Annotated in this window: 17 protein-coding genes; 4 read left to right on the forward strand and 13 right to left on the reverse strand. The window is 31.2% G+C overall.

Annotation, left to right across the window (positions count from 1 at the left end; genetic code table 4):
* Nucleotides 1–64: 64 nt before the first annotated feature.
* The 3 genes from rnc to SSYRP_RS04405 form a co-directional block, all read right to left on the reverse strand.
* The gene (gene rnc / locus SSYRP_RS04395) at nt 65–805 is read right to left on the reverse strand and encodes a ribonuclease III (RefSeq protein ID WP_016341093.1); all 741 of its coding nucleotides are present in this window, start codon (nt 803–805) and stop codon (nt 65–67) included.
* 2 nt (nt 806–807) lie between these two features.
* Nucleotides 808–1812 carry a phosphate acyltransferase PlsX gene (gene plsX, locus SSYRP_RS04400; protein ID WP_016341094.1) on the reverse strand — a complete coding sequence of 335 codons (1005 nt, stop codon included), beginning with the start codon at nt 1810–1812 and terminating at the stop codon, nt 808–810.
* Nucleotides 1813–1908: 96 nt separating this feature from the next.
* Nucleotides 1909–4017 (reverse strand): polyribonucleotide nucleotidyltransferase, encoded by a 2109-nt coding sequence (locus tag SSYRP_RS04405; RefSeq protein WP_016341095.1) that lies wholly within the window; start codon nt 4015–4017, stop codon nt 1909–1911.
* A 110-nt stretch (nt 4018–4127) separates the two neighbouring features.
* Between SSYRP_RS04405 and SSYRP_RS04410 the strand changes: the two genes are divergently transcribed.
* The gene (locus SSYRP_RS04410) at nt 4128–4451 is read left to right on the forward strand and encodes a rhodanese-like domain-containing protein (protein ID WP_016341096.1); all 324 of its coding nucleotides are present in this window, start codon (nt 4128–4130) and stop codon (nt 4449–4451) included.
* Between the two features lie 27 nt (nt 4452–4478).
* Here SSYRP_RS04410 and dnaJ read toward each other — a convergent pair whose 3' ends face one another.
* From dnaJ to SSYRP_RS04435, 5 genes are all read right to left on the reverse strand, one after another.
* Nucleotides 4479–5603 (reverse strand): molecular chaperone DnaJ, encoded by a 1125-nt coding sequence (gene dnaJ / locus SSYRP_RS04415; RefSeq protein ID WP_016341097.1) that lies wholly within the window; start codon nt 5601–5603, stop codon nt 4479–4481.
* 72 nt (nt 5604–5675) lie between these two features.
* The gene (gene dnaK / locus SSYRP_RS04420; RefSeq protein WP_016341098.1) at nt 5676–7451 is read right to left on the reverse strand and encodes a molecular chaperone DnaK; all 1776 of its coding nucleotides are present in this window, start codon (nt 7449–7451) and stop codon (nt 5676–5678) included.
* Nucleotides 7452–7503: 52 nt separating this feature from the next.
* A complete protein-coding gene (locus tag SSYRP_RS04425) occupies nt 7504–8148 on the reverse strand; it encodes a nucleotide exchange factor GrpE (RefSeq protein ID WP_016341099.1) in 645 nt (214 codons plus the stop codon).
* A gap of 18 nt (nt 8149–8166) precedes the next feature.
* On the reverse strand, nt 8167–9189 hold the full coding sequence (gene hrcA, locus SSYRP_RS04430; RefSeq protein WP_016341100.1) for a heat-inducible transcriptional repressor HrcA: 1023 nt from the start codon (nt 9187–9189) through the stop codon (nt 8167–8169).
* Between the two features lie 93 nt (nt 9190–9282).
* Nucleotides 9283–11424, reverse strand: coding sequence for an ATP-dependent Clp protease ATP-binding subunit (locus SSYRP_RS04435; protein ID WP_016341101.1), 2142 nt, complete (start codon nt 11422–11424; stop codon nt 9283–9285).
* 166 nt (nt 11425–11590) lie between these two features.
* On the opposite strand from SSYRP_RS04435, the gene SSYRP_RS04440 reads away from it, so the two are divergent.
* The gene (locus SSYRP_RS04440) at nt 11591–12451 is read left to right on the forward strand and encodes a Cof-type HAD-IIB family hydrolase (RefSeq protein ID WP_016341102.1); all 861 of its coding nucleotides are present in this window, start codon (nt 11591–11593) and stop codon (nt 12449–12451) included.
* Between the two features lie 30 nt (nt 12452–12481).
* Here the strand turns inward: SSYRP_RS04440 and SSYRP_RS04445 are convergent, their stop codons facing one another.
* The 4 genes from SSYRP_RS04445 to SSYRP_RS04460 all read right to left on the reverse strand — a co-directional run bounded on the left by SSYRP_RS04445 (nt 12482) and on the right by SSYRP_RS04460 (nt 16869).
* The gene (locus SSYRP_RS04445; RefSeq protein WP_016341103.1) at nt 12482–13645 is read right to left on the reverse strand and encodes a hypothetical protein; all 1164 of its coding nucleotides are present in this window, start codon (nt 13643–13645) and stop codon (nt 12482–12484) included.
* A gap of 50 nt (nt 13646–13695) precedes the next feature.
* On the reverse strand, nt 13696–14502 hold the full coding sequence (locus tag SSYRP_RS04450; RefSeq protein ID WP_016341104.1) for an aldo/keto reductase family protein: 807 nt from the start codon (nt 14500–14502) through the stop codon (nt 13696–13698).
* A 45-nt stretch (nt 14503–14547) separates the two neighbouring features.
* Nucleotides 14548–15534, reverse strand: a complete 987-nt coding sequence (locus tag SSYRP_RS04455; RefSeq protein WP_016341105.1) for a fructose-bisphosphatase class II — start codon at nt 15532–15534, stop codon at nt 14548–14550.
* Between the two features lie 123 nt (nt 15535–15657).
* The gene (locus SSYRP_RS04460; RefSeq protein ID WP_016341106.1) at nt 15658–16869 is read right to left on the reverse strand and encodes a hypothetical protein; all 1212 of its coding nucleotides are present in this window, start codon (nt 16867–16869) and stop codon (nt 15658–15660) included.
* 185 nt (nt 16870–17054) lie between these two features.
* Between SSYRP_RS04460 and SSYRP_RS04465 the strand changes: the two genes are divergently transcribed.
* Together SSYRP_RS04465 and SSYRP_RS04470 are read left to right on the forward strand one after the other, a co-directional pair.
* Nucleotides 17055–18428: a YitT family protein gene (locus SSYRP_RS04465; protein WP_236608041.1), complete on the forward strand. Its 1374-nt coding sequence runs from the start codon at nt 17055–17057 to the stop codon at nt 18426–18428.
* Between the two features lie 12 nt (nt 18429–18440).
* Complete coding sequence (locus SSYRP_RS04470) at nt 18441–18980, forward strand: cob(I)yrinic acid a,c-diamide adenosyltransferase (protein ID WP_016341108.1); 540 nt, start codon at nt 18441–18443, stop codon at nt 18978–18980.
* A 29-nt stretch (nt 18981–19009) separates the two neighbouring features.
* Here SSYRP_RS04470 and pepF read toward each other — a convergent pair whose 3' ends face one another.
* Nucleotides 19010–20812 (reverse strand): oligoendopeptidase F, encoded by a 1803-nt coding sequence (pepF, locus tag SSYRP_RS04475; RefSeq protein WP_016341109.1) that lies wholly within the window; start codon nt 20810–20812, stop codon nt 19010–19012.
* Nucleotides 20813–20855 lie beyond the last annotated feature (43 nt).

Consider the following 20855-nt stretch of genomic DNA (forward strand, 5'->3'; position numbering starts at 1 on the left):
GCGACTTAAATCTATTTTAATTATAACAACAGAAAATTAAAAAACAGTTATAAAAACTGTTTTTTTAATTTTTTGATATTAAATTATTTTTTGCTAATTTTTGTAATGCATCTTGGGCCGCAAATTGTTCAGCTGTTTTATGGGTATAGCCTTGTCCTTGCCCATAGCGTACTTTATCAATTTCTGCAACAACAGTATAAATTGTTCGATTACCTTCTAAAATTTCTTCCCCAACTAATTTATACTCTAAAACGCGGCTATCACCAGCTTGTAAAAATTCTTGCAATTCTGTTTTGTAATCGCGAATTTGTTCTAAAAAATCGGTGTCAGAAACCATTTTTAATAAAGTTTGTTCAATAAAATGACGAACTGTTTCTTCACCTAAGTCAAGATAAAGGGCCGCAATCGTTGATTCATAAATATCGGCTAAAATCCGATCTTTTTCATATCCTTTTGTTTTAATTTCCCCTTTTCCAATTAAAAGAAATTGCCCCAAGTTAATATTACGTGTTAATTCTGCTAATGTTACTTCACGGACCATTTTACTTCTCAAACTTGTAATTTCCCCTTCGTTCATTTCCGGAAATTTTAAAAACAAATATAAAGATACCTCTTTTTGTAAAATAGCATCCCCTAAAAATTCTAGGCGCTGATATGTATAATTAAGATTATTTTCATTAGCGTATGAATTATGCGTTAAAGCTTTAAAATAAAATTGTTCATTTTTAATCTTAATTTGATATTGTTCAAAATATTTTTGTAAATTATTAAATAAGTGGGTTGGGTCTTGCAAATGAAATGTCATCTTTATACTCCTTTTTTAATTTCAGCTTCAATTTTTTTAACAAAATCATTAATCACTGCTTTTCTCGTCATTTCTAACGTGCTAATTCATGATTTAGCATCACTACTTCCGTGGGTTTTAACAGCCACTTTTTTTAATCCTAACATTAAGGCTGAGGCATTATTACGATAGTCAAATGTTTCACGGACACCACGAAAGGCTTTTCTTAAACTTAGGGCTTTTAATTTTCGAAAAATATTTTTTGTTAACTCTTGTTTTAAAACGGCCATTAAATTTTTAGCCATTCCTTCTAATGTTTTTAAGGCCACATTACCGGTGAAGCCATCGGTAACAATAATATCAACAATATTACTTGTAATATCACGGGGTTCAATATTACCATAAAAATTAATATTATTATTCCCCTGTAACATTTTATAGGCCTCTTTATGATAGTCTTTCCCTTTAGACTCTTCGTGGCCAATATTTAATAACCCCACGGTTGGATTATTTAAATTCATAATTACTTTTGCATAAACAGTTGCCATCAATGCAAAATTAACTAAATCACGAGCATTATTTTCTAAATTAGCCCCCACGTCTAACATCATCACACTTTTACCTTTTTTAATTGTTGGAATAAAAGGCATAAAAGCTGGACGATTAATTCCTTCTAATTCCCCAATAATAAAATGACAAGCCGATAAATAAGCTGCTGTTGAACCTCCTGAAACAAAAGCTTCAACCTTATCATTTGCTAATAATTCGGCGCTACGAACCATTGAACTATCTGGTTTACGACGAACTTCCATCATTCCTTCGGTCATCGCAATTACTTCACTAGTATGTAAAATTTCATAGCGACTTGGATCAATTTTTTTATTATTTAACCCTTCTTTAATCGCAGCTTTGTCTCCAACTAAGACAAAGAAAACATCGGAATATTTTTTAACAAAAACTTTTAAAGCATCAATAATTGGGGCAATTCCCAAATCTGTTCCCATCATATCAATCGCAATTTTGTGCATAATTTTCGCTCCTACTCTATTAATACATTTATTACATTAATTATAACAAAATATCGGTTTGAAAAAATTAAATTAAAAAAAATAACAAGCAAACTACTATTTGCTTGTTATTACTTCTAATAACTGAAGTTTAATTTTTCCTTTACTATCAAGTTCAATTACTTTCACTTTTACTTTGTCATTAACATTAACAATATCTTCGGTTTTTTCAACCCGATGATCTGCTAGCTTAGAAATATGAATTAATCCATCTAAATTTTCTTTTAAATTAACAAAGGCACCAAATTTTTCAATTTTAACAACAGTTCCAATTAATTCTTGATTTATTTCAACAGGGAAAACGATATCTTTAATTAATTGATAGGCATTATTTATCGCCTCATAATCTTTATGATAAATTGTCACTTGTCCATCATCTTCAATATCAATTTTAACATTATTTGATTTTTCAATAATGCTAGTAATAGTTTTTCCACCCGTTCCAATTACATCACGAATCTTTTCAACTGGAATCATAAATGTTTTCATTTTGGGAGCAGTTGGGGCCAATTCTGTTCGCGGAGCTGGAATTGTTGCTAAAATATTGGCTAATAATGTTGCGCGCGCTTTTTTTGCTGCCAATAAAGCCTCTCATAAAATTTCTTCGGTAATACCACTAATCTTAATATCCATTTGTAAAGCACAAATCCCATCTTTTGTTCCGGCAACTTTAAAGTCCATATCCCCTAAATGATCTTCCATTCCTTGAATATCTGTTAAAATTGTGTAATTTTCATCATTTTTTACCAGACCCATTGCTATCCCAACAACAGGGGTTTTAATTGGGACCCCAGCTGCCATTAACGCTAATGTTGAAGCACAAATCGCCGCTTGCGAAGTTGAACCATTTGATTCTAATACTTCTGAAACAATTCTAATAGTATATGGGAACTCTTTTTCACTTGGAAGGATTTGTAATAACGCTTTTTCACCAAGGGCCCCATGACCAATTTCACGCCGTGATGGCGCTCCCATCCGCCCAGTTTCTCCAACTGAAAAAGGTGGGAAATTATAATGATGCATAAAACGTTTGCCTTCTTCATCGGTAATACCATCAATAATTTGATTTTCCCCCAATGCTCCTAAAGTAACAACAGATAAAACTTGTGTTTCTCCTCTGGTAAATAAAGCACTACCATGGACAATTGGTAATAAATCAATTTCACTAGCTAATGGTCTTATTTCATCTAACTGACGATTATCTAAGCGTAATTTTTGTACTGTAATTTGATGACGAATTTCTTCGCGAACAACATTTTTTAAACACGTTGATAATTCTAGCAACATTCGCCGTTTTAATTTTTCATCATTTCCTTCTGGCAAAGGGAATTGGGCCATTGCTTGATTTTCAATTTCGTGAATTGTTTGATAGCGCTCAATTTTTTCCCTGATTTGCGCGGCTTTAATTAATTGATCAGCATAATTTTCCTGAACAAAATTGATAATGTCTTCGCGAATCGTAAATAATTCGACCACCATTTTTGGTTCACCAACAGCATTAATGATTTCAGATTGGAAAGCATTTAATTCCTTAATAAATTGATGACCAGCCATTATTGCCCGTAAAACTTCTTCTTCAGGTAATTGTTCACAACCTGCTTCCACCATATTAATTTCATTTTCGGTTCCCGCAACAATCAATTCCATGCGCCCATTATTTAATTGTTCTAAGGTTGGCATTACAATGATTTCATTTTTTTCGTTAATTGTAACTAAGGCACTAGCGACAGGACCATTAAAAGGAATTTTTGATATTCCTAACGCTAATGAGGCCCCAAATAAACTAGCAATTCGCACATCATGATCATTATCAACAGCTAAAACATTAATGACAACTTGGACCTCATTACGAAAGTTTTCCGAAAATAATGGTCGTAAAGCTCGGTCAATAACTCGGGCCGATAGAATTCCATATTCTGATGGTTTTCCTTCTCGTTTTAAAAACCCGCCCGGAATTTTTCCAACTGAATATAACTTTTCTTGAAATACCACTGTTAAGGGGAAAAAATCTAATTCGGTTGGAGTTAGGTTCGTTGTCACCGTTGCCAAAATAACAGTATTCCCTAAGCGAACTAAAATTGAACCACTTGCCTGTTTTGCTAACTGCCCATGTTCAACAATAATTTCCTTATTATTAATTATTTTTTTAAAGATTTGTTTTGCCATAATTTCGCCTTTCTTTATATTCTTGTTAATTTTATCATACATTATTTCTATTTAGCGCAGAGATGTTATGATATTATTATAATGAAAATTAAGCGAAAGAAGGGCTTGTTATGATGAAAAATAATTCAATTTATCTTGATAATTCTACTTTTGAAAAGTTAAAAGATAAAGCTTTACTCCTTGATGTCCGAACAGCAATTGAATTTAATTCCTTAAAAACTTTACCTAATAGTAAAAATGTTTATCTCTATGATTTAATTGCTAATCCAGCAAATTTTATTGATGATAAAGATGATTTAATTATCACTTTATGTAATGGGGGTAATCGTAGTAGTGACGCCGCTCATGAACTACGTCAGCATGGCTATCATAATGCTTTTGTGTTAGAGCATGGGATATATGGTTATTATCGTTGATTAGATAAGGCAAAATAAAAAAATTGTAGATATCTCTACAATTTTTTATAAGTTTTCATAAAAATTATTAGTTACTTTAAAATCACTAGCTTCTTTTAATTCTTTCAGTTTTTCTTTTTCAGCACTTGATAAAGTTGTTGGAATGGCAATATCAATTGTGACAATTAAGTCACCACGTTTGACTGAAGTTGGTGAACGGAAAAAGCCATGATTTGGAATGTTAAAGACGGCTCCTGATTTTGTATTTGGTGGTAATTTTAACCGCACATCCCCATCAAATGTTGGGACAGTAATTTCCCCACCCAATAATGCATCTAAGTAACTTACGGGAAGTTTTAAACCTAGGGTATTTTCATCAAGACGGCTGAAATAACTATTTGGTTTAATAATTAAATCAACAAAAATATCACCGCGTGGTCCACCATTATAACCATAGTTTCCTTTTTGGCGGAAACGTAGATGGTTGCCGGCCACTGATTTTGGTAATTCTAAGTCAATCTTTTCTTTTCCCAAACTACGACCTTTTCCTTTACAGTTTTGACATTTATTAACAATTACTTTTCCTTTTCCTTTACAATCTGGACAAGGTTGTTGAGACTGGATAATTCCAAACAAACTACGTTGTTCAATATTTACATAACCATATCCTTTACATGTCGTACATTGATGAATATCAGCTTTAGGGTTTTTAGCCCCTGTTCCCTCACAACTATCACATGGTTTATCTAATTCAACTTCTAAGGTAATTGTTTTACCAAACATTAATTCTTTTAAAGAAATTGATACTTGAGCTGCTAAATCTTGCCCCTTAATTGGTTGACTATGGCCAGCACGTTGCTTTTTGCCACCCCCACCAAAAAAGTTTTCAAAAATGTCGCCAAAGCCTCCAAAGCCACCAGAGAAAATATCTTCAAAGCCACCAAAGCCTTGACCAAAGCCACCCATTCCTTCCATTCCACTATGACCAAATTGATCATAGTTAGCACGTTTTGAAGGATCAGATAGTACTTCGTAAGCTTCATTTACTTCTTTAAATTTTGCTTCGGCATCAGGGACTTTTGAAACATCTGGGTGATATTTTTTTGCTAACTGGCGAAATGCTTTTTTAATTTCCTCGTCAGTCGCTGTTTTACTAACTCCCAACACTTCATAATAGTCTCTTTTTGACATTTTGTTCACCATCCTATTTTCTACTCTCGAAAGAAAAGATAACTAAAGTTTTAGTTATCCCAACTAATTAAATTAGTCTTCTTTTGTTTCATCTTCAGCAATTTTTTCTTCATCACTACCTGGAGCTTGATTCATAAATTGCGCTGCTTGGGCCATTGCTTCTTCTAGCACTTGCATTTTTGCTTCTAGACCAGCATAATCTTCTTTTTCTAATAATTCTTTAATTTCTTTGACCATTGTTTCAGTTTGTTCAATTTGTTCTGGAGCCATTTTATCACGGTTCCCTACTAATGCTTGATCAATTGTTGCCAAATATGTTTCTGCTTTATTACGTAATTCAATATTTTTTAATTTTGATTCATCTTTTTCTTTGTTTTCTTCAGCTTCCCGAACCATTTTTTGAATTTCTTCTTCACTTAATCCTTGACCACTAGTAATAGTTACTGATTGTTCTTGGTTTGTTTTTAAATCTTTTGCCGCAACTGATACAATTCCGTTTGCATCAATTGAGAATTTAACTTCAATTTGTGGCATTCCTTTTGGGGCTGGTTCAATTCCTGATAATTGGAAACGACCTAATGTTTTATTATCAGCCGCTAATTTACGTTCTCCTTGTAAGACATGGATATCAACAGCAGGTTGATTATCAACAGCAGTTGAGAATACTTGTGCTTTTGAAGTTGGGATTGTTGTATTACGAGGAATTAACACTGTTGAGACTCCCCCTAAAGTTTCAATTCCTAATGATAATGGGGTAACATCAAGTAATAAAACATCTTTAACATCACCAGCTAAAACCCCACCTTGGATTGCAGCTCCCATCGCAACAACTTCATCTGGGTTAATTGTACGGTTTGGTTCTTTATTTAATTCTTTTTTAATTACTTCTTGAACAGCAGGAATTCTTGTACTTCCTCCAACTAATAACACTTGATCAATATCACTTGGTTTTAATTTTGCATCAGCTAACGCTTTACGCACTGGTTCAATTGTTCGTTCTACTAAACCTTTTGTCATTTCATCAAATTTAGCACGTGTTAAAGTTAAATTCATATGTAATGGATTTCCATCACGAGCAGTAATAAATGGTGCAGCAATTTCAACTTGTAATTGTGCTGATAAATTCTTTTTCGCTTTTTCTGCTTCTTCTTTTAAACGTTGCATTGCCATTTTATCAGTTGTTAAATCAATGCCATTTTCTTTTTTAAATTCTTCAACCATTCAATTGATGATAACTTCATCAAAGTCATCTCCTCCTAAATGGTTATCTCCTGAAGTTGATAATACTTCAAATGTTCCATCAGCTAAATCAAGAATTGAAACGTCAAATGTTCCTCCCCCTAAGTCGTAAACTAAAACTTTTTGTTCTTTATCTGTTTTATCAATTCCATATGCTAAAGCAGCAGCTGTTGGTTCGTTAATAATTCTTTCAACATCTAGCCCAGCAATTTTCCCAGCATCTTTTGTTGCTTGACGTTGAGCATCATTAAAGTACGCTGGAACAGTAATAACTGCTTTGGTAACTGGTTGACCAATTTTCTTTTCAGCAAAAGTTTTTAAGTAACGTAAAATTTCAGCTGAAATTTGTTCAGGTGAATAACTTTTACCATTAATATCTACTTTTTCATTTGTTCCCATTTTTCTTTTAATTGAACTAATTGTATTTGGATTAGTTACTGCTTGACGTTTAGCAGCATCCCCAACAATAATTTCCCCGTTTTTAAATGAAACTACCGAGGGAGTTGTACGTTGCCCTTCTGGATTTTCTAAAACCTTAAATTCCTTTCCTTCCATGACAGCAACACAAGAGTTTGTAGTTCCTAAATCAATTCCAATAATTTTTGACATAATATCATTCCTTCCTTTTCTGTTTTATCTTTTTCTAATTTATTTTATTTTGTTATTTTGCGACTTCTACCGCAGCATGACGTAAGACACGATCATGTAAGTAATAACCTTTTTGTAAGACACGGATAATCGCTCCTGATTTTACTTCTTGGCTTTCAATTGTTTCAATTGCTGCATGCAATTGTGAATCAAATTCATCGCCTGTTTTGACTGGAATTTCAATAATTCCCTCTTCACTAAATGTTAATTTAATTAATTTATAGATCATTTCAAATCCGGTTAAAAAGTTTTTAACTTCCCCGCTGACATTTTGTACTTCTAAAGCTCTTTCAAAATTATCTAGCACTGGTAATAATTTTTCGGCGAAACCAAAGGCACGGAATTTTTTAACTTCCCCAAGTTCTTCATGAATTCGTTTTTTTAAATTTTCCCCATCCGCTAAAACTAGCAACTTTTCTTCACGTAAGCGATTGTTATCTTTTAATAATAAGTCAATTTCTTGTTCCAATTCAGAGATAACAACTTCCAAATTATCTTTACCTTCTGTAATATTTGTTAAGCCTTCTTCAGCTGGATCTAATTCATGACGAATATCTTTACTTGTTAAATCTTGATTTTTAACAAGTTCACTACGTAAGTGCTCAATTTTTTCTTTTAACTTTGATGGTGAAGTATCATTTATATTTTCTTTACTCACTTTTTAGACCTCCTTCTCTTATTCTTGATATGTTTCTCGGATTTTATTAGCTAATCACTCAAGAATTTCATGAACCTTATCATATTCCAAACGTTTTGGTCCTACTAAGGCAATTCCCCCTTCTTGAACATTATCAACTTTATATGTTGTTGATAATAAGGCAACATCATCATTGCCATTATCAAGTTGGATTTCATTACCAATTTGAATCGAAACCGCATTGCTTTTACCATTTTGGACTTTTTTAAAAAAGTTAAATGGCGAAACATTTTCAATAAACTGAATAATTTGTTTAATTCGTTCAGGATTATTGTATTCAGGATTTTGTAACATATACTGCATCCCATGCGTTGAATATGATGGTTTAATAATACTTGTTAAGGCATTAGCAAATTGTTTTAAAATATATTCATGGTGTTGAACTTGTTGTTCTAAAATTGGGCGAATCACCTCAAATTTAGCTGATAACTCATTTAATTTGGTATTTTCTAACCTTGTATTAAATAATTCAATTGAAATTTGTAAGTCTTCAATTGAAATATTATCATCAATTGTGAACAACTTATTTTCAACATGGCCATTGGATAAAACAAAGATAATTAATGTTTGTTTATCTGAAATTGGTAGTAACTCCAATTTTTTTAACCGTTCTTCTTGAAAGTTAGGTCCAACAACGACTGTTGTTAAATTTGTCATTTCACTAAGAATTTGGCCTGTTTGATCTAAAATATCATTAATTGTCATATTGCGGTTTGAAAACAATAACTCAATCCGGTTTTTAATATCATCAATGTTTTTACTATGCATTAAATTATCAACATAATAACGATAACCCTTTGTTGAAGGAATTCGCCCTGAAGAAGCATGTTCTTTTTCTAAAAAACCCTCTTTTTCAAGTAATGCACAATCATTGCGAATTGTTGCCGATGAAGCATCAATTAAATCTGCTTCCATTATTGTTTTGCTACCAACTGGTTGTGCTGTTTTTGTGTATTCCTCAACAATAATTTTTAAAATATTGGCTTGTCGTGATGTTAACATATCAGCACCTCCTTTTCCAAATAATATTCTGGCAATTAACACTATTTAGTGCTAACAATAACATTATAAATTATCATTTCAATAATTCAAGTGCTAATTTAATTTTGCACTGGTTTTTATTACTAATTTGTTATTATCAACATCAATTGTGTATGAATTACCTTCTTTAATTTCTTCAGTAATAATTGCTCGCGCAATTAACGTTTCAATATTGCGTTGAATATAACGTTTGATTGGTCGAGCTCCAAATTCACGATCATAGCCTTCATTAATAATTTTTTCTAAAACAGCTTCGGAAAATACTAATCGAATATTTTTATTTGCTTCAATTCGTTGAGTTAATTCCCCTAATTCTTTTTCCACAATTTCTTTAATAATTTCTTTTGATAAAGCACTAAAGACAATAACATTATCAATCCGGTTTAAAAACTCTGGTTTAAAATGTTTTGCTAATTCTTTTTGAATTTTAACGCCTACACCTTCATTATTTTCATTTAATAAATATTCTGACCCAATATTTGAAGTCATAATAATGATTGTATTTTTAAAGTCAACTGTTTTACCAAGACCATCAGTAATACGACCATCATCTAAAATTTGTAATAAAATATTTAACACTTCAGGATTAGCTTTTTCAATTTCATCAAATAAGACAATTGAATATGGGTTACGACGAACCGCTTCAGTTAATTGCCCTCCTTGTTCATAGCCAACATAGCCCGGAGGGGCTCCAATTAAACGACTTACGGCATGTTTTTCCATATATTCTGACATATCTAAGCGGACCATTTGTTTTTCTGAATTAAATAAGACGTATGCCAAACTACGCGCAATTTCTGTTTTACCAACTCCAGTTGGTCCTAAAAAAAGAAAACTTCCAATTGGCTTGTCAGGATCTTTAATACCACTGCGACTTCTTAAAATTGCATCCGCAACAGCTTCAATTGCTTCATTTTGACCGCGAACTCTTTTTCGTAAAATTTTATTTAAATTTAATAATTTACTTTTTTCTTTTTCAACTAAGCGGTCAACAGGAATCCCTGTTCATTTACCAACAATTTTCGCAATATCACGTTCTGTTACATCTTCTTTTAATAAATGTGATTCAGAAGCCATTTGTTCTTCTTGATGTAATTTTTCTTCTAATGCTGGTAATAATGAATACTTAATTTCTCCAGCCCGATTGAAGTCCCCTGTTAACTGAGCTAAATCTAGTTCTTTTTTTAATTTTTCAACTTGTGATTTAACCTCTTTTAGATTTTTAATGGCATTTTTTTCACTATTTCATTGGGCTTCTAATTTTTCTTGTTTTGTTTTTAATGGTGCTAATTCGGTTTCAATATCAGCTAAACGATCTTTTGAAATTTGATCAGCTTCTTTTTGTAAGGCTGCTTTTTCAATTTCTAACTGAATAATTTTACGGTTTAATGTATCTAATTCGGTTGGCACTGAAGCAATTTCTGTTTTAATTGTTGCTGATGCTTCATCTACTAAATCAATTGCTTTATCAGGCAAAAAACGATCACTAATATAACGTGACGATAAGTTAACCGCTGCAACTAAAGCATTATCATGGATTTTAACCCCATGATAAGTTTCAAAGCGTTCTTTTAATCCCCGTAAAATAGAGATACTTTCTTCAATCGTTGGTTCATTAACCATTACTTTTTGGAATCTTCGTTCTAACGCCGCATCCTTTTCAATGTATAAACGGTGTTCATCTAATGTTGTCGCGCCAATACAATGCAATTCTCCACGAGCTAACATTGGTTTTAATAAGTTTCCAGCATCCATGCTTCCTTGCGTTTTACCTGCGCCAACAATTAAGTGTAATTCATCAATAAATAAGATAATTTCCCCATTTGATTCTTTCACCTTATTCATAATCGCTTTTAGCCGTTCTTCAAATTCCCCTTGGAATTTAGCCCCAGCAATTAAAGCTCCCATATCTAATTCATAAATTACTTTATTTTTTAAATTACTTGGAACGTCTCCTTTAATAATACGTTGGGCTAGCCCTTCAACGATTGCGGTTTTCCCAACTCCTGGTTCCCCAATTAAAACAGGGTTATTTTTTGTTTTACGTGATAAAATTCGAATCACACGATTAATTTCATCATCACGGCCAATAATCGGTTCTAATTTACCAATACTTGCCTCTTTATTTAAGTTTTTGGTAAATTTTTCAAGAATTTTTGGATCTTTGCCTGGTTCATACTGTTGTTGAAATTCCATAATACCTACCTCCCTAGTTAGCACTCCATTATTATGATTGCTAATATATCTTAATCATAGCAGATATTTTAGCAAATACAAGGTCTTACTGCTAAAATTATCAAAATTTTCCGATTATAATAAATATTGGATATAATTAAGGCAGCAATAGTAAGGTGGAGTAAAAATGCAATTACAACATTTAAATAAAAAACGCTTAATTTTAATTGATCTCGATGGGACAACATTAATGAATGATGGAATAACAATTCATCCAAAAACATTAGCTGTCTTGCAAAAAGCAACAATGGATGGTCATAAAGTTTGTATTATTACGGGGCGACCATATCGGGCAAGTATCCGTTTTTATCGTCAATTAGGCTTAGATACGCTGTTAAATAATTTTGATGGTGGTCATATCCATGATCCATTAAAACGTGAATTTAAGCGGATTGTTTTCTCAATTTCTTATGATGTTATTACCGGAATCATCAACCATCCTAATATTATTGGCAAACTTGATAACTTATTAATTGAACATTATGACAAAGCGATTTGTTGAAAAAAAGATGCCGCCATTGAAAACTATTTTCATCTCGATAATGAAATTGATGATCAGTATTTTATTGCTAATCCTTATGAGTTATGACGTGGTCCTGCTAGTAATATGGCCTTATATCTTAAAGATGAAAAAGATAAAGATACAATTTTTCGAGCTTTAGAAAACTATAAAAATTCAGTTCATGCCCATATTGGGGCGAAAAGTAAAGATGGCAAATTAATGATTAATATTACTAATAAAATTGTTTCAAAAGGCTTTACTGCTGTTATTTTAGCCCAATACTATAACGTTGATATTCGTGATGTGGTTGCTTTTGGTGATGAGTTAAATGACCAGCAAATGTTACAAACTGTTGGTTACGGAGTGGCGATGAAAAATGGTAATGATGCTTTGAAAACAGTTGCACGTGGAATTACCCATTTGACTAACGAAGAAGGTGGTGTTGGCCATTATTTAGAAAAACTACTAGCTGGCGAAGAAGTATAAAAAAAATAGGTTTTTAATAAACCTATTTTTTTATCATAATAAATATCTATTTTTTAAAGCCATCGTAAAGAATTCATTTAAGATCTCTCAATTTAAACCTTTTTTATCATCTGGAGTTAAAAACCACTGGGCAAAAGCTTCGGCAAATAATTCGCCATTGCCCCCATAATCTTTAACTCCACTACGGCCATATTTTGACTGAACAAATGATCATGCTGCTAATATTTGTTGCTTAAAAAAATTGTTGCTAATGCCTGCCCGTTGACCTAAAAAATTAATAAGATAATCATTTGGGTCAACTCGATCAATATAAACATTTATTTCTCCCCCAATTGAAGTTAAATCTGAACAAACACCTGGTTGAGGATTAAAATTGTTATTAATTAAATTACGGCTTCCTTTTAAAATATATGCAAAGTTTGCTAGCGCATGCCCTGTTTCATGAACAAGCACTTCAATATTATCTGGAGCAGCTCATCAACCAGTATTATATTCTCTTTTTGCAATACTGACTTTCCCAGCGTACGGGCCAAAGGCAATACATTGGAAAAAGCCCCGTCTATCAAATAATCTGCTTGTATATGCTACAGTAGTTTCCTTCTCTTTCTCTAATTTATCAATTATCTTTAATATTTGAATATTATAAAGTAATTGTTTAAACATTTCTTCCCCATACAGGTTATAGAAAGCAGTATAAAACTTTATGATATTATTTTTAAAATTCTCTTTATCCCCAAAATCTGCTTGCTGGCTTAAATTTGTTAATTCATATTTATAATAATTATTATTACTTAATGCTTGTTCAACATTTGTTAGGTCATTAAATTTTGGCTCACTAACTAACCTATTAAAATTATTTATTGCTTCAGAACTAGCCTTATAAAGCATATTACTTTCACAGCGTTTAATTAAAGCAACATCATCATTATTAATGTTAGAGACAAACCGATGTTGATTGTATAAAATTGTGTTGTCTTCTGCTAATTGGTTTAATAATTTTTCTGAATTATTCTCTCGACTTAAATCAACTTTTTCTGAACTATGATTTTGATATAATAAGCAACTTGTCTCATAAGGATTTTTTTGGATCGCTACACTAGTAAAATATCAAGCAACAATCCCGATAATTGTCCCAGCAGCAATTGCTGAAACTAAAATAATTATTAAAACTAAATTTTTTGTAGCTTTAACCATCTTTCTGCCCTCCTTTAAAAATAATTTTTGCGGTTAAATAATTTAATTTATTATATTATATTAAATAATTCTGGATAAATATTTTCATACATATTTAAACTAGTAATTAATTTAATGGTACTTCTTGCTAATTTAACTTTTGGTAAAAAAATATTTTGCTGTAAATGCGTAAGTTTATGGGCACTAACAACTGGTTGAATATTAAAATATTTAACTCATAGTAAGATTAGTTGAAAAATAGTACAATTATATCTTTCCGCTTCTGCTTGCAAAGTTTTTTGTGATAACAAGCCACTCTTTTTTAAACCTTTTAATGTTCCATATCCCTGAACTAAAATGTTTTTATTTTGGCAAAATTGGATTCGGTCTCATCGTTGGTTAAAAGGACTAAATTCTATTTGGTTAATTTCAGGATAATACCCTGTTTTGCTATATAATAATTTAATCATATCTTTGTCAAAATTGCTAACACCAACCGCCCGAATTAACCCTCTTTTTTTAAGAGCCAATAAATCTTCATAGGCTTTAATTGTTGCCTCAAAATTAAGACCAGGATGATGCAATAAAACAATATCTAAATAATCTAATTGTAGATTTTCTAATGCTTGATAGACAACTTTTTTAGTTTGATTTTTCTCAATACTCTGAGCACTTATTTTTGTTGCAATAATTAAGTCTGTTCGCTCATGGTTAGTTTCATTAAGGTAATGCTTAATTCCTCTTCCGATTATTTTTTCATTTTGATATTCTTCAGCAGTATCAATTATTTGATATCCATTTTTTAGGGCATTAATAATGACATTTTCGTCTTCAATCCCCATCGTTCCTAGGACAACTTTTTCCACTTGGTCCAACATATTAATACCTCCATCTATTAATTAATAATAAATTTAGTACTATTTTTACTTACTATAATGAATTAATAATTCATCCATTGTTTTTCTAATTGGATATTTTGAAACAATTTGATGATAAATATTGTTATAACCAATAAATGAATTAACAACAAATTCATCATTTACTACGGTTAACGGCTTTAAAACTGTTCCCCCAGTTAAACTTGCGGCAAAAAACATCGTGCTTTCATCTTGAACTAAATCATGTTCAGTGAAAATTGTCTTAAAAGTCAATTTTTTTTGTTGTAAAACCTTTTGTTCAATTGCAACCCGTTCTTTTGTTTCTGGTTCATTTGGTCAAATTTGATCATAGCCAACTAATTTTGCTCACATTTGATGGTTTGTTGCTATCGCAAGAGAAGCCATTAAAACTCCTTCCGGAGCACCCCCAGTTCCATATAAGAAATCAGCTTTTTTTAGAACAACATCAATTGCGCCTAAAACATCCCCTTCTTTAATCAAATAAATCTCGATTCCTAAGGTACGCATTTTAGCAATAATTAATTGATGGCGAGGTTTATCCAAAATAATACATGATAAATTTGGTTTAACTGATACTAATTTTTTCAAAATTTCAAAAATTTCTAAATTAAAATCGACATATTTTGCTAAATTTTTACTAATAAATAGCTTTTCCATATACATTTCAGGAATTTGCAACATTGAATCTGCTTTTGCAATGGCAATACATGAAATTGAACCTTCTTCATTTTTACTAGCGGGCGAAGTTCCCTCAATTGGATCAACGGCAATATCAATCGTAATAGCCTGGTTTTCACTAAACGTTTGGCCTTGGTATAGCATTGGTGCCGCGTCCAATTCACCTTCCCCAATCGCAATCTTTGCTTTTGCATTGTTGTTTGTTAATAGTCTATTAATAATATCAACCGCTTTTTGATCTAACCTATTTTTGTCATTTTTTCCCACTAATGGTGATGCGGCAATGACTGCTAATTCAACCGCTCGTAAAAATAAAAGACTATTTGTTTCCATGCTTTTCCTCATCCATCTAATTATTTCTTTTTTGTTATTATAATTTAATCATAAAAAAATAAGGTTTGCGCGGATAATTTTATCTTTTTAAAACTTTTTTTCCGGCACAACCTTATTTATTTTTTATTTTTTATTAGTTTTTTCAACTAATTTATCTTTTTCTTTTTCATCTGGTAATGCTTCAACCACTTCAACCTTATGAAATAGTTCCGAAAAGGCCTTACGCCAACCAACCTCGGTGGCAAAAATAATATATTCATTAATTGAAATCAAGAAGGTACAAAAGATAATTGGAATAACATAAATTCAATAGTATCATGTTGGTGGTAAAATTTCGTTTGGAACCCCAATTACAATAAATAAATATTGGAAGATTGGTGTTCAAAAGAACATTAACAACTGCGTTGCTGTTGTATAAGTTGGTCCGGCTTTTGCTAACCCTGAATAATACAACATACGCCCTGTTCCCATAATAACTCCTCCACATAAGAAGATTATTAAATATTGATAATATTGAAAATTACTAAATACTTCATAACCTACTCAAAATCCTTGATGAGGGTTATCAACTAATGCTGCGATTGGTAACCCAAAAACTAGCATAATAATTGCTGATGAACCAGTTTTAATTGAAACTGCTTCTTTGTCAGTGAATTTTACTTTTGAACTACGCATTAAATGTGACATTCCTAATGCTTCTAAAGAATATAGTCCAGCTGTTACTAATGCTAAACACATTCCCCCAATTGAACTTCAACTTAATCCTTGTTCAATAGCAAAGTTAATTGACATTCCAATAATTAATACTGTTGAAAGAATTAAAGCAATTCATGTATATTTACTTTGGCGAGCACGGAAGAAAATTGTACTTCCAATGGCGGCTAAAATAACATTTAAATTTAATAATAAGTTAGGGACAGTCCCATCAACTTTTCCAGCGGCATTAATTGTCATTAACACTGCTAATTGTAAAAAAATCATCGCAAATGGTCCCCCAAGGAATCCAAATAAAATAATTAATCACGCCGATTTATGGCGCAATTTTTTAAAATAACGAATAAAATTAGTTGGTTTATAAAATAAAAACATTACAACTGCTGCCATTATTTCTTGCATTGTCACATAAAAGGTTGTGTTTAAAGTTGAATTTAAATCACCATAACCTCCATTTGACGGCAAGATATATAATAGTAACGGCACAAGGGAATAAATTACGGCCGCAATAAGACCATGCGAAATTCCAACAATTACTGTTTTTTTTGATTTAATTTTTTTAAACTCAGCTGCTGAAACTAGCTGAGTAGCTTTTGTTTTTTCAAGTTTTCTTAGACTCATTCTTGCTCTTTTCCCTTTTCTATTTAATTTTCCATATTGTGTTTGTTTTGAAAAAAATAATTACAATTATTTCTTATTACTATAACATAAAAAAAAATAAATAGTTAAAAATATTAAAATATTTTTACATTTTAGATTTTTTAAGCATATACTAATTATTGTATAGTTAAAGTAACTTAGGAGTCATGACAGTGGAAAAGAAACGAAAAATTACCCAACAAGAGTATGAAAATATCAAAGAGAATATCCGTCAAACACAAAAAACCTTAAAACATTATATTAATCAAACTGAAACAACACGAAAAAGCATTAAAAAACGGTTGGCAAAACTAGAAGTAAATCCTGATCAAAAAAAAGAATTTAAACTAAAAGTAGCACTTGAACAATTAAAAATTACTGAAAAAAGTGCGATTAATAAACTAGTCGAAAAGATTGTTGAATATGAGCAAGAATTAATTGCTGCTGAAAATTACTTAAATATTGAAAATCCGATTGCCGTTTTAAAACCTAATTATAAAAATAAAAAAGAGAAAATTCCCTTTTCCTTAAAAAAATATTTTCAAATCACAAACTTGAAAAATTATGGTTATATATTTTTAGCGGCGTTAATTGCCACAATTGCTTTTGACTATTTCTTTTCACCAAGTCGAATTTTGCCTCCCGGAATTGGAGCTCTAGGACGGATTTTTGCCCAATTTATCTTTCCCCCATTAACTATTGATAATATTAATAATTCTAATCTACTATATTATATCTTCTTTATTGTCTTAAATATTCCGCTAATTATTTTTAGCTGAAAGACACTTGGTGCTAGTTTCACGCTTAAAAGTTTAATGTATATGATTGGCCAAATCCTATTTCATATTATTATTAATGGGATTGGTTCATATCATGGAATTCCTTATCTTAATTCAAATGATTTCTACTTTTTACAAAATCTAAGTACAATCAAAGATCAAACAATCCTTGACCTGTGAATTTTCTTTTTTGGATTAATTGGGGCTATTTTAACAGGGATTGCCTATGGAATTTTATACAAAGTTGGTTCCTGCCCAGGGGGAACCGACTTTATTAATAACTATATTGCTCGAAAAAAAGAAAAACCAATCGGAAATATTTCAATTTTAGTTAATAGTATAATCCTATTAGGAACTTGAGCGATGAGCTATGGAATTAAATCAAATAACCCCAACCCTAGTTTTGGTCTTTACTACTTTTCAGCTCCTCTCTTTGCATCATTTATGGTTATTTTTATTGCTGGGTTAGTGGCGAATAAAATTTTCCCCCGTTATCGTAATACAACCTTATTTATTATTTCCGAAAAACCAAATCTTGTTTCAGAACGCTTAAAAGCAAAAGGAATTCATAATCAATGTGCTTGAAAAGTAGATTGAACATTTGATGATAATATTAGAGATGACAGTATCCTAATTATGATTACAATCCCGTTGGTTTTTTTCCGGGAAATTAAAGAAACTGTCCTACTAGCTGACCCTGGAGCCATTATTCGCTCCCAATCAGCTTATAAAATTGGGGAAATGCCCCGTGATAAAAAATAAGGAGAACTAGAAATGAAATTAAAAGGCTATACCCATATTTATTATGGTAATGGAAAAGGTAAAACTTCTATTTTAAATGGGATGACAATCAGAGCTCTTGGCTATCACTGAAATGTTAAATATTTACGATTTTTAAAAAATCGTCAATCAGGAGAAATGCTTTTCTTTGCAGAAATTAAACATCCAAATTTAGAAATTAGAAATTATTATTCTTCAAATACAAAGTTTTTTTGAGAAATGAATGATGAAGAAAAAGCAATATTAAAAACTGAAATGCGCTTAGGTTTTGAAGAATTAAAAGCGTTATCTCAGCAAGAAGGCATTGATTTGATTATTGTTGATGAATTATTAGGATGCATAGTTAATGAATTAATCACCGAAGAAGAATTAATTGCCCTAATTAAAAATAAAAACCCAAACATTGAAATGGTTTTTTCAGGTCATCATATGACACCAACTTTAGCTAGTGCTGTTGATTTAATTAGTTTTGTTTCTGCAGAAAAACATTATTTTTATGATAATGTTCCTGCTCGTAAAGGAATTGAATTTTAAAAGTCCGAACAATTGTTCGGACTTTTTGTTTATTTATTTTTTAATAATAATTCTAATTCATCAATTAAAGCTGTTAATTTTTCAATTAATGGATCATACACCCTTTGATCAGTATAATCGATCCCAATATCTTTTAAAATCAATAACGGTTCTTTATTCCCACCTTGTTTTAAGAAATTAATTAACTGTTCAGAATGGTGATTTAAAACATCATTATAAAGTTTAAATGAAGCAACGATGCAAGTGGCATATTTATAAACATAATATGGTGAATTAAAGAAATGTAAAATTCTTGTTCAACCATAGGGTTTTCCTTTTTCATCTAATTTATCAAAAACGTCATAACCAAATTCTTCTGATTTTTGGGCAAAAAGATCAGCTAATTTATCCGCATCTAATGGCTCATTGTTTTCAACTTTTTGGTGCGCTGTTCATTCAAAATCTGCAAAGTGAATTTGACGGAAAAAGGTTCCCATAATTTCTTCAATCCGATTTTGTAGTAAATAAATTTTTTCATCATTAGTTGTGGCAATTGAATATAAATAATCAAATAATAAATGTTCATTTACTGTTGAAGCAACTTCCGCTAAAATAATTGGATAATTTCCTAGCGGATAACGGTTATTACTATCAGCTAATAATGTGTGAACAGAGTGTCCAACCTCATGGGCTAAAGTATTAACTGAACTAATTGTGCCATCTCAATTCATTAAAATAATTGGTTCAACTCCAGCGCCCCCAGATGAATAGGCTCCATCGCGTTTATTTGTATCTTCATAATAATCAATACGATTATTACTTCAAGCTTTTTCTAATTGTGTTAAATATTCATCACCTAAAGGTGTTAAAGCTGTGCGAATTAAATCTTTTGCCTCTTCAACAGTATATTTTTTGTCTAAACTAGCAACATTTTTAACTAATTTTAAACTACGATCTGTTGCATAAAATTTTTCAAATTTAAAATAATTTTTTAACAATAGTTCATAGCGAACAAATAAATTACTATGTTTTTTACCATATTTAATTAAACTAGCATAAATTTCTTCATCAACATCATCGCTACTTAACGCTGCTTGTAAAGTATTTTTATAACCGCGTAATTGAACATCCTCAACTGCTTCATGAATTATCGCCTCATAAACACGAGCAAGAGAATGCTTTTTCTCAACCAAGTTTTTTGTAAACAATTCTGAAACTTTAATTCTTAACCCTTGGTCTTTTAAGGGGTCACTTTTTTCCATAATTTCACTATACAAGGCATTTGTTAATTCCGCTTCTTGCCCTTTATGAGTAATATAAACTGGTTTACGATCAGCATAAGCTAATAAATCATATAAATCATCGGCAGCTCCCCGACTACGAGCAACGATTGATAAAATTTCTTCATCACGTGCTGACAAAATATGTTTACTACTACGGAAAAATTTACGATAACCATACTCATATTGACTAATATCTGGGTCATTTTTTACCCAATTCATCACGGTTTCTTCCCCGACTGCTTTAATTTCTGGTGCAACAAAAGCTAATTTACTTGCAATTTGATTAATTGTATTTGAGTAAATTCCGCTTAACTCTTGATACTCTAGATTAGTTGTGTCAATATCTCCCATATGTAAATATTGTCCTAACTTACTAGCAATTAAATCAATTTCTTCATCTAATAAAAGATATTTTTTAAAAATCTTTTGATCATTTAATTTACCTTGGAAGGTAATAATTTCTTCTAATTTCTTAACTATTATTGTTAAATCTGCTTTTCACGCTTGGACATCTTGATACAAGTGTGAAAAATCTCATTTATATTCATTTGCAACTTCGCTTCTTTTCATGGCTTTGCCCCTTTCTTTCTTACAAGTTCTATTATAACTGATT

This window comes from Spiroplasma syrphidicola EA-1, assembly GCF_000400955.1.
GTDB lineage: Bacteria > Bacillota_I > Bacilli_A > Mycoplasmatales > Mycoplasmataceae > Spiroplasma > Spiroplasma syrphidicola.